Source organism: Streptomyces sp. NPDC046931, assembly GCF_040644655.1.
GTDB lineage: Bacteria > Actinomycetota > Actinomycetes > Streptomycetales > Streptomycetaceae > Streptomyces.
On sequence record NZ_JBEYWX010000002.1, the window covers coordinates 541453 to 556286 of the forward strand.

At 70.6% G+C, this 14834-nt stretch carries 9 protein-coding genes and 1 pseudogene; 3 read left to right on the plus strand and 7 right to left on the minus strand.

The window, feature by feature from the left end:
• Nucleotides 1-150: 150 nt before the first annotated feature.
• The 5 genes and pseudogenes from ABZ876_RS06505 to ABZ876_RS06525 form a co-directional block, all read right to left on the minus strand.
• The gene (locus tag ABZ876_RS06505) at nucleotides 151-1101 is read right to left on the minus strand and encodes an alpha/beta hydrolase (RefSeq protein WP_361775167.1); all 951 of its coding nucleotides are present in this window, start codon (nucleotides 1099-1101) and stop codon (nucleotides 151-153) included.
• The gene (locus ABZ876_RS06510; protein ID WP_361775169.1) at nucleotides 1098-1577 is read right to left on the minus strand and encodes a phage holin family protein; all 480 of its coding nucleotides are present in this window, start codon (nucleotides 1575-1577) and stop codon (nucleotides 1098-1100) included. Before ABZ876_RS06510 ends, ABZ876_RS06505 begins: the two co-directional genes overlap by 4 nt.
• Nucleotides 1578-1860: 283 nt before the next feature.
• A pseudogene (nhaA, locus tag ABZ876_RS06515) lies at nucleotides 1861-3216 on the minus strand (Na+/H+ antiporter NhaA); the annotation flags it as partial.
• Nucleotides 3217-3418: 202 nt separating this feature from the next.
• Complete coding sequence (gene acs, locus ABZ876_RS06520) at nucleotides 3419-5374, minus strand: acetate--CoA ligase (RefSeq protein ID WP_361775171.1); 1956 nt, start codon at nucleotides 5372-5374, stop codon at nucleotides 3419-3421.
• Between the two features lie 514 nt (nucleotides 5375-5888).
• Nucleotides 5889-8267, minus strand: a complete 2379-nt coding sequence (locus tag ABZ876_RS06525) for a bifunctional SulP family inorganic anion transporter/carbonic anhydrase (protein WP_361775173.1) — start codon at nucleotides 8265-8267, stop codon at nucleotides 5889-5891.
• 358 nt (nucleotides 8268-8625) lie between these two features.
• Between ABZ876_RS06525 and ABZ876_RS06530 the strand changes: the two genes are divergently transcribed.
• Nucleotides 8626-9888, plus strand: a complete 1263-nt coding sequence (locus ABZ876_RS06530) for a hypothetical protein (RefSeq protein WP_361775175.1) — start codon at nucleotides 8626-8628, stop codon at nucleotides 9886-9888.
• A gap of 18 nt (nucleotides 9889-9906) precedes the next feature.
• On the opposite strand, the gene ABZ876_RS06535 is transcribed toward ABZ876_RS06530, so the two are convergent.
• The gene (locus tag ABZ876_RS06535) at nucleotides 9907-10887 is read right to left on the minus strand and encodes an ATP-binding protein (protein ID WP_361775177.1); all 981 of its coding nucleotides are present in this window, start codon (nucleotides 10885-10887) and stop codon (nucleotides 9907-9909) included.
• A gap of 100 nt (nucleotides 10888-10987) precedes the next feature.
• On the opposite strand from ABZ876_RS06535, the gene ABZ876_RS06540 reads away from it, so the two are divergent.
• A complete protein-coding gene (locus ABZ876_RS06540; RefSeq protein ID WP_361775179.1) occupies nucleotides 10988-11812 on the plus strand; it encodes an oxidoreductase in 825 nt (274 codons plus the stop codon).
• 426 nt (nucleotides 11813-12238) lie between these two features.
• Here the strand turns inward: ABZ876_RS06540 and ABZ876_RS06545 are convergent, their stop codons facing one another.
• Nucleotides 12239-13063, minus strand: a complete 825-nt coding sequence (locus ABZ876_RS06545; RefSeq protein WP_361775181.1) for an HAD-IB family hydrolase — start codon at nucleotides 13061-13063, stop codon at nucleotides 12239-12241.
• A 581-nt stretch (nucleotides 13064-13644) separates the two neighbouring features.
• Here ABZ876_RS06545 and ssd point away from each other — a divergent pair.
• The gene (ssd, locus tag ABZ876_RS06550; protein ID WP_361775184.1) at nucleotides 13645-14736 is read left to right on the plus strand and encodes a septum site-determining protein Ssd; all 1092 of its coding nucleotides are present in this window, start codon (nucleotides 13645-13647) and stop codon (nucleotides 14734-14736) included.
• Nucleotides 14737-14834 lie beyond the last annotated feature (98 nt).

Here is a 14834-nt window from a genome sequence, read left to right on the forward strand (position 1 = left end):
TCGATAACCGCCTTCCGGGCCCTCAATTGGCCTATGCGGCGGGCATGTGGCCGGTTGTGGAACAGCCGTTCCCGTCCGGAGTACGGGGCGCATGCGCACGGTCACCGAACGGGTTCGAGGCGTGGTCGGGCGCGCGCCGACGGCGGCGGGTCAGCGGTCGGGCTCGGGGTCCTTGAGCCAGTTGATCAGTTCGGTGGAGAACGTCACCGGGTCCTCTTCGTGCGGGAAGTGCCCCAGCCCGTCGAACAGCCGCCAGCGGTACGGCGCCTCGACGTACTGGCCCGAACCCGCCGCGCTCCTCGTCCGCATGACGGGATCCAGTGAGCCGTGCAGATGCAAAGTCGGCACCCGCACGGGCCGCTTCATGCGCCGGTTGAACTGGATTCCGTCGGGCCGGGCCAGCGAGCGCACCATCCAGCGGTACGGCTCGACGGAGCAGTGCGCCGTCGAGGGGATGCACATGGCGCGGCGGTAGGCCTCCACGACCTCGTCGTCCGGCAGCCGCGGCCCCGACCAGTCCCGGATCAGCCGGCCGACCAGGGCGGCGTCGTCGGCGGTCAGCCGGCGCTCGGGGATCCACGGCCGCTGGAAGCCCCAGATGTAGGAGCTTGCGGCCGTCTGCCTGACGTCGCCGAGCATCGCCGAACGCCAGCGCCGTGGGTGCGGCATCGAGGAGACGACGAGCCGCCTTACGAGCTTGGGGCGCATGGCGGCCGCCGTCCAGGCCAGGTACCCGCCCAGATCGTGGCCGACGAGCGCCGCGTCGGGCTCGCCCAGGGAGCGGACGACCCCGGTGATGTCGAGCGCCAGGTTGGCGGGGTCGTAGCCGCGTGGGGTGCGGTCACTGCCGCCGACCCCGCGCAGGTCCATCGCCACGGCGCGGAAGCCCGCCTCGGCGAGCGCCACCAACTGGTGCCGCCAGGCCCACCAGAACTGCGGGAAGCCGTGCAGAAGCAGCACCAAGGGCCCGTCGCCCAGCTCGGCGATGTGAAAGCGCGCGCCGTTGGCCGCGACGTCCCGGTGCGTCACCTCTCTCCCGCCGGGAACGTCGAGCCGTACGACCGAGGTGGATTGCGCCGAATGGGGGGCGGGGTCCGTCATGAGGACGAGCGTGCCACAGCTTCGGCCGCCTTGTCGGTCGGGTGCGGCTGGCGGGGGTGCGGCTTGGCGTGCTGGAGGACGCCCGCCGTCTCCTTCATCGACGCGGCGACCTTCTGCGGACCCTTGCCCTTCTTGGCCTTCTTTGCGAACACCAGGCCGATCAGCCCGAGGAGTCCCGCGACCACCACGTTCGCCGCGAAGGAGAGCAGAAAGCAGACGGCCAGGTTCCAGCCACTCCAGGTCCGGATCCCGTAGGCCAGTGCGAAGTTCAGCATGGGCAGGGAGAACAGCAGCACGGCGCCCGCGGCCGAGAACGCGCCTCCGCTTGTCGCGCCACGCTTGACGTCCCGCTTGAGCTGGGCCTTGGCCAGCGCGATCTCGTCGTGCACCAGTGCGGACAATTCGGTCGTCGCCGAGGCGAACAGCTGGCCGATGCTGCGTTCGGCGCCGACCGGGTTTCCGTCGGGTGCGCTCATCGCGGTCTCCCTGCTCTCTGCGTGTCTACTCCGCAGACATCGCGGAGTTGTGTGGATGTGTCAGATCATGCCGGACGGCCGTTCTCCCCGCTTGCCCCGCCCGCCACTTCGGCAAGCGTGCCGTTCCGGCCTCAACTCGGCCAGTCGTTGCGGGCGTCGGCCTGGCGAGCCGTATCCGGCCCGGGCGGTGTCCCGCTTCCAGGACCGGGCGGTGTCCGGCCGAGGTGGTCCTGGGCGCGGCGGTCCCGAGTGCGAAGGCCCCGAGTGTGGCGGTCCCGAATGCGGCGAGCCTGCGGTGCCCGGCGGCCTTGCGCTCGTGGATCTCGGCCGTCCGCAGGTGGTAGGGCGGGTCGTCCTGCACGCAGACGTCGGGAACACCGTCCAGGTCCTAGTCGCGTTCCTCCTCCGCGCACAGGGCGCGGTACTTGGCGTTGCGGATCTTGAGCAGCGTGGTCGCGCACAGGGCCGCGATCAGCGACCCGGTGAGGACGGCGGCCTTGACCTCGTCCGCGAGCGCCGGATCGCCTTCGAAAGCGAGTTCGCCGATGAGCAACGAGACGGTGAAGCCGATACCGGCCAGGCAAGCGACGGCGAACACATCGGCCCAGGCGAGGCCTTCGCTGAGCGAGGCCCGGGTGTAGCGGACCGCGAGCCACGTGCCGCCGAAGACGCCGATCGCCTTGCCGAGGACCAGACCCAGCACGACGCCGAGTGTCTCCGGCTTGGAGAACACGTCCCCGAGCGCCTCTCCAGAGACCGTGACGCCCGCGCTCAGCAGGGCGAACAGCGGAACCGCGAGACCGGCCGAGAGGGGCCGTACGAGATGTTCCATGCGCTCACCGGGGGAGTGCTCCTCGCCCTCGTGGCGGTGGCAGCGCAGCATGAGCCCCATGGCGACGCCGGCGATGGTGGCGTGGACGCCGCTGTTGTACATCAGCCCCCAGACGACCAGCGAGAGCGGAACGTACACGTACCAGCCGCGGACCCCCTTGCGCAGCAGCACCCAGAAGACCGCGAGGCCGGCGAAAGCGCCGCCGAGGGCCGGGAGATTCAGACGGTCCGTGAAGAAGACGGCGATGATCAGGATGGCGGACAGGTCGTCGACGACGGCGAGTGTGAGCAGGAAGGCCCGCAGGGCCGACGGCAGCGAGGTGCCGATGACCGCGAGGACCGCGAGCGCGAAGGCGATGTCGGTGGCCGTGGGGACCGCCCAGCCGGCGAACGATCCTCCGCCTGCGGCATTGGTGAGGCCGTAGACGGCCGCGGGCGCGGCCATGCCGCACAGCGCGGCGACGACGGGGAGCGCGGCGGCACGCGGATCCCGCAGATCACCGGCGACCAGTTCGCGCTTGAGTTCGATCCCGGCGACGAAGAAGAAGATGGCGAGGAGCCCGTCGGAGGCCCAGTGCCGGACGGACAGGTCGAGGCCGAGGGCGGCGGGCCCGAAGCGGTACTGGCCGACGCTCTCGTGGCTGCTGTGGAGCGCGGGTACGTTCGCCCAGATCAGCGCGGCGACCGCGGCCAGCAGGAGCAGCACACCGCCGAGGGTCTCCGTGCGCAGCGCATCCGCGACAAAGGTCCGCTCGGGCAGGGAGAGCCGTCCGAGGAACGTGTGGTTACGGGTGCGGGGCGCGGCCACGGTGGAAACCTCCGGTCGGGCAGGACAAGCCGATCACCGTCACGCGAGCTCACGGACGGCTTGCCGACCAGACTTCCCGGCACACCTTGAGCTGGTTACTTTACCGGACCCTTACGATCTGGGGCCCACCTTTCGGATCAATGGGATCAGGCCGACAAAACGCCCGGCGGAGTGCCGGGCGTCCTGTCGGTCGTGAGGGTGCTCAGTCCTCGCTCGGAGCCGCCGGCAGCTTCGCCTGGATCAGGTGCATCACCGTCGAGTCGGTCAGCGTCGTGACGTCCCCGAGTTCACGGTTCTCCGCGACATCGCGCAGCAGTCGCCGCATGATCTTCCCGGAGCGGGTCTTCGGCAGCTCCGCCACCGGCAGGATCCGCTTCGGCTTGGCGATCGGGCCCAGCGCCGCGCCCACGTGGTTGCGCAGCTCGCCCACGAGGCTCTCGTCCTCGGACGCCGTGCCGCGCAGGATCACGAAGGCGACGATCGCCTGACCGGTCGTCTCGTCCGCCGCGCCGACCACGGCCGCCTCGGCGACGGCGGGATGCGACACGAGCGCCGACTCCACCTCGGTGGTGGAGATGTTGTGCCCTGACACGAGCATCACGTCATCCACACGCCCGAGGAGCCAGATGTCCCCGTCGTCGTCCTTCTTCGCACCGTCCCCGGCGAAGTACTTGCCCTCGAACCGCGACCAGTACGTGTCGATGAACCGCTGGTCGTCGCCCCAGATGGTGCGCAGCATCGACGGCCACGGCTCGGTGAGCACCAGATAGCCGCCGCCCCCGTTGGGCACCTCGTTCGCCTCGTCGTCGACCACGGTCGCGGAGATGCCCGGCAGGGGCCGCTGCGCCGAACCCGGCTTGGCGTCGGTCACGCCCGGCAGCGGCGAGATCATCATCGCGCCGGTCTCGGTCTGCCACCAGGTGTCCACCACCGGCGTGCGGTCCGCGCCGATGTGCTTGCGGTACCAGATCCATGCCTCGGGGTTGATCGGCTCGCCGACAGACCCGAGGACGCGGAGGCTGCTGAGATCGAACTTGGCGGGGATGTCGTCGCCCCACTTCATGAACGTGCGGATCGCCGTGGGCGCCGTGTACAGGATCGTGACCCCGTACTTCTGCACGATCTCCCAGAACCGTCCTTGGTGCGGCGTGTCGGGCGTGCCCTCGTACATGACCTGGGTCGCGCCGTTGGCCAGCGGCCCGTAGACGATGTACGAGTGACCGGTGACCCAGCCGACGTCCGCGGTGCACCAGTAGACGTCGCTCTCCGGCTTGAGATCGAAGACCGCCCAGTGGGTGTACGACGCCTGGGTGAGGTAGCCACCGGAGGTGTGCAGGATGCCCTTGGGCTTACCCGTCGTACCGGACGTGTACAGGATGAACAGCGGGTGCTCGGCCTCGAACGCCTCGGGCGTGTGCTCGGCGGACTGCCGCTCGACGATCTCGTGCCACCACACGTCCCGGCCCTCGGTCCAGGCGACCTCCTGGCCGGTGCGGCGGACGACGAGCACATGCTCGACGTTGTCCACGCGCTCGATCGCCTCGTCGACGGCAGGCTTAAGGGCGGAGGGCTTGCCGCGCCGCCAGCCGCCGTCGGAGGTGATGACCACGCGTGCGTCGGCATCCTGGATGCGGGTGGCGAGCGCGTCCGCCGAGAAGCCGCCGAAGACGACGGAGTGCGCGGCGCCGATACGGGCGCAGGCCAGCATCGCGATCGCCGTCTCCGGGATCATCGGCATGTAGACGGCGACCCGGTCGCCCTTGCGGACCCCCAGCTCCAGCAGCGCGTTCGCGGCCTTGGAGACCTCGTCCTTGAGCTCCGCGTAGGTGATGGCGCGGCTGTCGCCTGGCTCGCCCTCGAAGTGGATGGCGACGCGGTCGCCGTGGCCCGCCTCGACGTGCCGGTCGACGCAGTTGTACGCGACATTGAGCTTGCCGTCCTTGAACCACTTGGCGAACGGCGGGTTCGACCAGTCGAGGGTCTCGGTGGGCTCCACCGCCCAGGTCAGCCGGCGGGCCTGGTCGGCCCAGAAGCCGAGCCTGTCAGCCTTGGCCTGTTCGTACGCCTCTGCCGTGACGTTGGCGCCCGCGGCCAGGTCGGCGGGGGGCGCGAACCTGCGCTCTTCCTTGAGCAGGTTGGCCAGGCTTTCGTTGCTCACGACATCTCCCTTTCCCGGGGTGTCCGTCGGGTGTTTTCCCGGGGTGTCCGTTGTGTCCCGGGCCACAGCTCACCAGACCGGGGGGCTCGGTGACAAGGGCCGACGGAAAATTGGTTTAGACCTGTCGTGTCCGCATGGGGGTGCACGACAGGTCTGCCCAAGGTCACGTGGCCCTCGCCGTCCCGGTTCACTCGGTGGCGGCCCCGGGCCCGGTGGTCCGAGCCTTGCTCCCGGCCCTTGGCCCGGGCTTCCGGCCCTTGGCCCGGGGATCCGGCGCCTGGCCCGGCCTGCTGTCTCCGGCCCTTGGCTCGGGGATCCGGCCCCTGGTCCGGCGATCCGGCGCCTGGTCCGGCTCTCTGCCTTCGGCCCCTGGTCCGGCGATCCGGCGCCCGGCCCGGTCTGCTGTCTCCGGCCCTTGGCCCGGGGATCCGGCGCCTGGCCCGGCCTGCCGCCTCCGGCCCCTGGCCCGGCGATCCGGCGCCCGGTCCGGGACCGGGGCCGCATCACCCCGGCGTCATGCCGGGCGGCGTGCGTACTCCGCAGCCCCCACCCGGGAGAAGACATCGCCGTCCTGGGACTCGGCGAGCAGATACGCCTGTGCCTCGCCCACGTGGAAGTACATGCCGTGCAGCTCGAGCGCGCCCTCGTCGAGTGCCCGGGCCACCGACTCGTGCGCCCTCAGGTGCTCCAGCTGTTGCACCACATTGGTCAGGCACAACTGTTCCGCCGTGTCGGCCGGCTCCCGCCCGGCGATACGGGCCCAGGGCCGCTCCTCGTCGGCCATCCGCTCCAGACTGGGCACCCCGTGGCGCAGCCACCGCCCGAGCGGGGTCCGCGCATCGCCTGGCTCCGAGGCGAGCAGCGCCTGCATCGCGCCGCAGCCGGAGTGCCCGCACACCGTGATGGAGTGCACCTTCAGGACGTCCACGGCGTACTCGATGGCGGCCGCCACCGAGTCGTCCCCCCGCTCCGCGCCGGGCAGCGGCACGAGGTTGCCGACGTTGCGGACGACGAACAGGTCGCCGGGACCGCTGGAGGTGATCATCGATGTCACAAGCCGTGAGTCGGCACAGGCCAGAAAGAGCTGTGACGGTCGCTGTCCCTCACGTGCCAGACGCGCCAGCTCGCCGCGCACCAGAGGCGCGGTGTGCCGCTGGAAGGCGCTGATTCCGCGCGCGAGTTGCAGCCCGCTCGGCCCGGACCCGGTGGCCGGCCCGCCCGGATGGCTGCCGGGCGGCACGGCCGGCCGCTCGCACTGGTGGTTGCGCCACGGCGTCCAGGGCCGGCACCGGCACGCGGATGCCTCCACGGGCTCCTTCTCGTCGACCGCGGGGGCGCCCGGGGTGGGAACCGCGGCCCGGTTTCCCGCGCGGCCGGTGAGAGCCACCGTGCCGCCCTGCGCAAGGTGTGTCCGCTGCCAGTCCTGGAGGGACTCGTACGCCGCGTGGTCCATGAACGATCCGTCCAGCTCCACGACGGCGGCCGCCCCGGCGGGCACCAGGTGCAGCGCCCGGCTGAGCCGCGGCACCGCGAGGAAGGTCAGCTGTCCTCGGACTCGTACGTGATGGACTCCTTTCCTGTCCTCTTGGGTGATACGGGTGCGGGTGAGGCGGTGCAGGGCTACGGCGACGGCTACGGCGACGCCCAGGGTCACGCCCTGAAGGACGCCCAGGAGGGTGACGCCGAGCGTGGTGACGACGTAGACCAGCACTTCTCGGTGGCGGGTGACCGTGCGGATGTGGTGCAGGGAGACCATCTGGATGCCGACGGCCATCACCAGCGCGGCGAGTGAGGCGAGGGGGATCAGCTCGAGCGCCGGGACCATCAGCAGCGCGGCCACTACTACCCAAACGCCGTGCAGCATCGTGGAGTTCCGGCTGACGGCGCCGGATCGGACATTCGCCGAACTTCTCACGGCGACGCCCGCGAGCGGCAGTCCGCCGAGCGCTCCGGAGACGACGTTCGCGGCACCCTGCCCGAGCAGCTCGCGGTCCAGGTCCGAGCGGCCGGGGTGCGGGTGGCGCCCCGCTGCCAGTCTGTCCACGGCGACGGCGCCGAGCAGCGACTGAACACTGCACACCAGGGTGGTGGTCAGGACGGCGGCGGCGAGACCGGGCAGGGGGCCCTCGGGAAGCCCGGCCATCGCGTGGCTGCGCCAGGACGGCAGATCGACCTTCGGCAGCGTGAGCCCGGCGAGCGAGGCGGCCGTGGTGGCCCCGGTGACGGCGACAAGCGCGGCCGGGACCCTGCGCAGGAGACGTCCCGCCCGTCCGGGCAGCCGCGGCCAGACGAACAGCAGGACCAGGGTCAGTGCGCTGACCGACACGGCGGCCGGATGAAGGTGTGCCAACTGGGCGGGCAGTGCCCGCAGGTTGTCCAGGACGGCGCTGTGCGGGGTGCCCCCGAGCACGATGTGCAGCTGGGCGACGGCGATGGTGACGCCGATGCCGGCGAGCATCCCGTGCACGATCGCGGGACTGACCGCAAGGGCCGTACGGGCCACGTGCAGGCAGCCGAGGCCTACTTGGGCGAGGCCGGCGAGGACGGTGATGGCGCAGGTCGTACGCCATCCGTAGCGGTGGATGAGGTCGGCGGTGACCACGGTGAGTCCGGCGGCCGGGCCGCTGACCTGGAGCGGGGAGCCGCCGAGCCGGCCGGCGACGAGTCCGCCGACGGCCGCGGCGACGAGGCCGGACTGGAGCGGGGCACCGGTGGCGAGGGCGATGCCGAGGGACAGGGGGAGGGCGATCAGGAAGACCGCGATGGAGGCGGACAGATCGGCGCTCGCGACGCGGAAGCGGCGGGGCGGCCGGGACGGCGGTGGGCTGTGGGGCTGGTGTACGCGCTTGGTCCGAGGCGAGTCGGTGGCGCGGGTGGGGACGCAGGCAGGCATGTTCCCGTCTCCTCCGGGGCGGCGCGGTCGCGGAATGGGGGCCCGGCCGACGGGCCGGGGGCGGGGCGCGGCCGTGGGTCACGGCGTACAGCGGCGGGATGTTTCAACACTCGGTAAATGGAGCGTAATGCAAAGTAAAGGAAAGTTATCCCATATGGGATCAAATGGCGCAACAAATCACTCTTCAGAGTGGATTGGCAATTTCATCGGCTTGTCATACAAATTCTGCCGACCTCCCATGCGACTTTGGCCGGGCTGCGCGTCGAGGCGGGCTGCCGCCGCAGCGAGAGGGCCGCCGCCGCAGCGCAGGACACGCGAGCTGCGTGGCCCCGGCCGAAAGGAAGAAGGTGGGCGGAAGATGGCCGCCAACCAGAGGATCGCAGCGGGCGCCGCACTGGCCGCGGCCTGCGCCACCGTCTTCGGCGGTTGTTCGGCCGGCAGGACCGCCTACCGTCAGGATGAGATGAAGGCTCCCGGTGCCCCGGCGCCGGGGAGTGCGGTTCGCCTGATCGGTGACGGCTCCACCGCCTACACCGGCATGCAGCCGCATCTCCCCGGTCCCGAGCGGCTGAGGCCCGGCCGGAAGCCACCGCAGTTCGTGGTCTTCTCCTGGGATGGGGCCGGTGAGGACAGCCGGAAGCTGTTCTCGCACTTCCGCAAGGTCGCCAAGGCCAACGACGCGACGATGACGTACTTCCTGAGTGGCGTGTACATGCTGCCCGAGGAAAAGCGCGACCTGTACCGGCCGCCCCAGCACTCCCCGGGCCGCTCGGACATCGGATTCAACGACGCGCAGGGAATCAGGGACACCGCCCGGCAGCTGCGCCTCGCATGGCTGGAGGGCAATGAGATCGCCACGCACTTCAACGGCCACTTCTGCGGCCCCGACGGAGGGGTCGGCCAGTGGTCGGTCGAGGAGTGGAAGGACGAGATCACCCAGGCCAAGGAGTTCGTGAAGTCCTGGAAGACCAACGCGGATCTGCAGAAAGAGCCCCCGCTGCCCTTCGACTACGACAAGGAGCTCATCGGCGCCCGTACGCCCTGTCGGGAGGGACGGAAGAACTTTGTGAAGGCGGCCCGCGACCTGGGTTTCCGCTATGACGCCTCCGGGGTCGACAACCAGGTCTGGCCCGGGAGGAAGGAGGGCCTGTGGGAACTGTCGATGCAGCTCGTACCCTTTCCCGGGCACTCCCATGAGCAGCTGACGATGGACTACAACTTCATGGCCGGCCAGTCGGGCGCCCGGACCCAGGGCGATCCCGACAAGTTCGCGGAGTGGGGTGACCAGTTGCGCGACGGACTGCTCCAGGGCTTCCAGCGCGCGTACGACGGGAACCGGGCACCCCTGGTCATCGGCAACCATTTCGAGTCCTGGAACGGCGGCACGTACATGCGCGCCGTCCAGGAGGTCGTCGAGCGGGTCTGCACCCAGCCCGAGGTGCGGTGTGTCTCCTTCCATCAGCTGGTGGACTGGCTGGACGCACAGGACCCGCGGGTCCTGCGGAAGCTGCGCACGCTGAAGGTGGGCCAGGCCCCCGAGGAAGGCTGGGAGTCCTTCCTGGCGGCCAGCCCCGCCCCGGAACCGAAAGGGGCCCCGGGGGCGCCGCCGATGAGGCCGTAGGCGGGGCGGCCGTCGCCTCTACACGGCGGCCACCAGACCCTCCCTGAGGACGAACCCCGGGTCGATCTGAGCCGCCAGGTCGGCCCCGGTGCGTTCGTTGCCCCAACTGGTCGCGTTCCTCAGGTGGAAGTGCACCATCTGGCGCATGTACCGCTCCCAGTCCCGTAGGTCGTACGTGGCGTCGGCGGCGACCTGGAGGACGCGCAGGGAGCGCCGGTTCGCGTCCTCCAGAAACTGGAACCGGGGCGGACGGCCCTTCTCCATGGAGCGCACCCAGTCCGAGTGCCCGACCGTCACGAGCAGGTCGTCGCCGACCTCGGCGCGGAGGAAGTCGATGTCGTCCTGACCCTGAACCTTGTTGCCGACGACCTTCAGGACGATCCCGAAGTCCCGGGCGTACTCCTTGTACTGGCGATAGACGGAGACCCCCTTCCGGGTCGGCTCGGCGACGAGGAACGTGATGTCGAAGCGGGTGAACATGCCCGAGGCGAAGGAGTCCGAGCCGGCCGTCATGTCGACCACCACATACTCGTCGCGGCCGTCCACCAGGTGGTTCAGACACAGCTCCACCGCTCCCGTCTTGGAGTGGTAGCAGGCGACGCCCAGGTCGGCGTCCGTGAAGGAGCCGGTGACCATCAAACGGACGACGCCGCCGTCGAGTTCCACCGGGCGTGCGCAGGCGTCGTACACCGGGTTGTTCTCCCGTACCCGCAGCAGCCGTGAGCCCTCGCCGGGCGGAGTCGTTTTGATCATCGTCTCGGCGGAGGCGATCCGCGGGTTGGAGCCCCGGAGGTAGTCCTTGATCAGCCTCAGCCGTTCCCCCATGGCCGGCAGCGCCGCGGCCTCGTCCTCGTCGAGTCCCAGGGCGGCCGCGAGGTGCTGGTTGATATCCGCGTCGATCGCGACGACGGGCGCTCCGGTGGCCGCGAGATGGCGAATGAAAAGGGACGACAGGGTCGTCTTGCCGCTGCCGCCCTTCCCGACGAAAGCAATTTTCATGTTCACCAAGCGTAGTGGCATGGTGGCTCTGCGTTGCAACCGACGTGAAGAAGGCCACTCCTTCGAGGGAGGGGGCGCGCGGGTGCGTAGTGTCGTACTCATGAGTACGACAGGTGCGACCGCCGACCCGCTGGCCGTGCTGGCCGAGCTGCCCGGCGTGGCCGAGTCCGTGGATTCCGTGCGCAAGGCCGTGGACAGGGTCTACGGGCACCGGATCATGCGGCGCCGCAGCAACGAGATCACCTCAGAGGCGGCGCTGCGCGGCGCACGCGGTTCGGCGGCGCTGTCCGGGGCCGATTGGGCTCTTGAGGAGGTGCGCCGACGTACCGACTTCAGCGGTGACGACGGGGCCCGGACGGTCGGTGCCGCCCTCAGGCTGACCGCCGAGGCGGGGCAGCTGCTGTCCATCTGGCGGCAGTCGCCGCTGCGGGTGCTGGCGCGGCTGCATCTGGTGGCCGCCGCGGACTCCGATCCCCGTGTGGGGCGCCCTCGGCAGGAGGGGGAGCCGGTCGACGAGCCGCTGGTGGAGCTGCCGCTGCCGGATGCGGCGGAGGTCTCCGGCCGTCTGGAGGGACTCTCCCAGCTGATCATCGCGGGCGGTGCGGCCCCCGCCCTGGTGACCGCGGCCGTCGTCCACGGGGAGCTGCTCGCCCTGCGTCCCTTCGGTTCCCACAACGGCCTGGTCGCGCGTGCGGCCCAGCGCATCGTCCTCGTGGGCAGCGGTCTCGACCCGAAGGCGGTCTGCTCCGCCGAGGTCGGCCACGCGGAGCTGGGCCGCGCGGCCTATGTCGCCGCGCTCGACGGCTATGCGTCCGGCACCCCCGAGGGCATGGCGGCATGGATCGCGCACTGCGGAAAGGCGGTCGAGCTGGGGGTTCGCGAGTCGACCGCGGTCTGTGAGGCGCTGCAGCGCGGGGCGGCGTAGCCGGCGTCGTCCCCAGACACCAGGCAGTCGTCCCCAGGCACCAGGCAAGAGAAAAGGCCCTCCCCCGAGGGCCTTTTGCCACGTGGTTGCGGCGGTACGAGGACTCGTACCGCCGCTGGCATGTTCACCGGGTTACCAAGCGTCCTCGATATGTGCCCATCAGGCGGGGAACTGTTGCCCGCGCCTGGTGCGGCTGGCCCGTAATCGACGGGTCGACGTCGCGTGGGTGCTCGGCGTTCATGCTCGGTCCGTGGGCCAGTTGCGTGTTTAAAGGCAATCCCTTCGGGTGTTCCTTTGGTCTCGCGGGCCGCTAAACCCTTTGTACTCCTGGGCCGGGACGAGCGGAACCCCCTCATGCAGTTCTTTACTTTTACGCGCAAAGAGGTCTGAATCGGGCGCCGATTGCGCGTCCCGCGCGCCGGGCGTTCATACGGCCGGTGGGCGGCGTCTGCTCGTGTACCACACGAGCCCCGCGGTGGCCGCGGCCGCGCCTATGGCCGCCATCGCGAGCAGGGCCGGCCGTGGCGGTACGGCCAGCCGCTGCTTCAGCCGGACCGGGTGGTGGAAGTCCAGAATCGGCCATCCGCGCGCGAGTGCCTCGCGCCGCAGGGCCCGGTCCGGGTTGACGGCGTGCGGGTGGCCGACGGACTGCAGCATCGGCAGATCGGTCGCGGAGTCGCTGTAGGCGTAGCAGCGCGCGAGGTCGTATCCCTCGGACTGGGCGAGCTCCTTGATCGCCTCCGCCTTCGTCGGTCCGTAGGCGTAGTACTCCACCTCGCCCGTGAAGCAGCCGTCGTCGCCCACGACCATGCGGGTGGCCACCACGCGGTCCGCGCCGAGCAACTCGCCGATCGGTTCCACCACCTCGGCGCCCGATGTGGACACGATCACCACGTCGCGGCCGGCGGTGTGGTGCTCCTCGATCAGGGAGGCGGCCTCGTCGTAGATGATCGGGTCGATGAGTTCGTGGAGCGTCTCGGCGACGATCTCCTTGACCTGCCGGACGTTCCAGCCACGGCACAGCGCGGACAGATACTCGCGCATCCGCTCCATCTGGTCGTGGTCGGCGCCGCCCGCCAGGAACACGAACTGGGTGTATGCGGTGCGCAACGCGGCCCGGCGGTTGATCAGTCCGCCTTGGTAGAAGGACTTGCCGAAGGTGAGCGTGCTCGACTTCGCAATGACCGTCTTGTCCAGATCAAAGAAGGCCGCCGTGCGGGGCAAGGAGTGGTTTTCCACGGGCCTGAGCATATGCGCCCACCATTCGGCGTAAGGTGGGGCGCGTGGGTTTGCCTGAGAGGGCTCTCGGGTACACCATGGAAGTCACGGATCGTTCGCGACCGTGCTAACCCGGTCCGACTCCTCCCCCCCCGAGTCGGCCGTGGGGACGACCCCCGCTCTCCCCCCCGGCGGGGGTCGTCGCATGTCCGGGTGGGTTTTTCCCTCTGTGTGGTGCGGCCCGCGGGCCGTCGGGCCGTCTGGTCGCCCTGGCCTCAGTGTACCCCCAGCCTGTCACCCTGCGTAGCCGTCGTGCTGCTCTGTGGAAGCTCCCCGCCCCCACCGGCGGGAGTGAAGGCGATATTCACAATCACTGAGTTGTCCACAGTTATCGACCAAGATCCACATGATTTCCGGGATGGCCGCACCGTGATTCCAACGCGTCCCACCGGCGGCGAGTTCATGGCCCGTCCGGGTTTGTCGGGCGTGTATGGCCGGTTCGTATCGGCCGTTCATATGCAAGCCGGTTGCCGGTTCTTCATACGAGCGGGAAGCGCGGGGCCCCAGTGACCTCGCGGACCGGGCGGAAGCAGCAGCGAAGGGGGCTGGAGATCGTGGCGGGAGCCATCACACACGTCGGGCCGGACGTCGCCGAGGAGCGGCGGAGCGGACCGCTGATCGTCACCGAGGACGCCGAACTCCTCGACGACCTGCTGCGGCTGTGCGCGGCCGCAGGCGCCAGACCGGAGGTTCATCCAGGGCTTCCGGCGCGCCGGGGCGGCTGGGAGGCGGCACCGCTCGTCATCGTCGGCGACGACGCGGTGCGCCGTGTGCGCGGGGCCGCGCGCAGGCGCGGGGTGGTGCTGGTTGGGCGGGATCAGGACGATTCCGGGGTCTGGCGGCGCGCCGTGGAGATCGGCGCCGACCACGTCCTGATGCTGCCCGACGGTGAACGATGGCTCGTCGACCGTATCGCCGACGTGGCCGAAGGGGTCGGACGCCCGGCGCTCACGGTCGGCGTGATCGGCGGTCGCGGCGGGGCCGGTGCGTCCACGCTCGCCTGCGCACTGGCCGTCACCTCCGCACGTGAGGGCAGGCGCACGCTGCTCGTGGACGCGGATCCGCTGGGCGGCGGACTCGACGTACTCCTCGGCGGGGAGACCACGGCGGGGCTGCGCTGGCCGGCGTTCGCCGCCTCCCGCGGACGCGTCGGTGGTGGCGCCCTGGAGGAGTCGCTGCCCGAACTGCACGCCCTGCGGGTGCTCAGCTGGGACCGCGGCGACACCGTGTCCGTCCCGCCCCAGGCGGTCAGGGCGGTCCTCGCCGCCTGCCGGCGGCGAGGCGGCACGGTCGTCGTCGACCTTCCGCGCCGCGTCGACGAGGGGGCCGCCGAAATCCTCGCCCAGGTGGATGTCGGGGTGCTGGTGATCCCCGCCGAATTACGAGCGATCGCGGCCGCGCGGCGGGTGGCGTCGGCCGTCGGCATGGTCCTGGGCGACCTGAGGATCGCGGTGCGGGGGCCGTACGCGCCGGGACTCGACGACCGCGAGGTGGCGCGGCTGCTGGGACTGCCGCTGCTCGGCGAAGTGCCGCACGAGCCACCGCCGAGGGACGGTGCCGTACCGCCAGGGGGAGCGGCGCGGGGGCCGCTCGCCCGGTTCTGTGCGGCGTTCTGGGAGCGCGCGCTGGCCGAGGCGGGTGAGTGACGATGAGCACGGACTGGGAGACCGTGGTGCGGACGGACCGCGGCGCGGAGGTCGGTCAGCGGACGGGCGCGGAGCCCGAGCGAGCGGACGGAAACGGT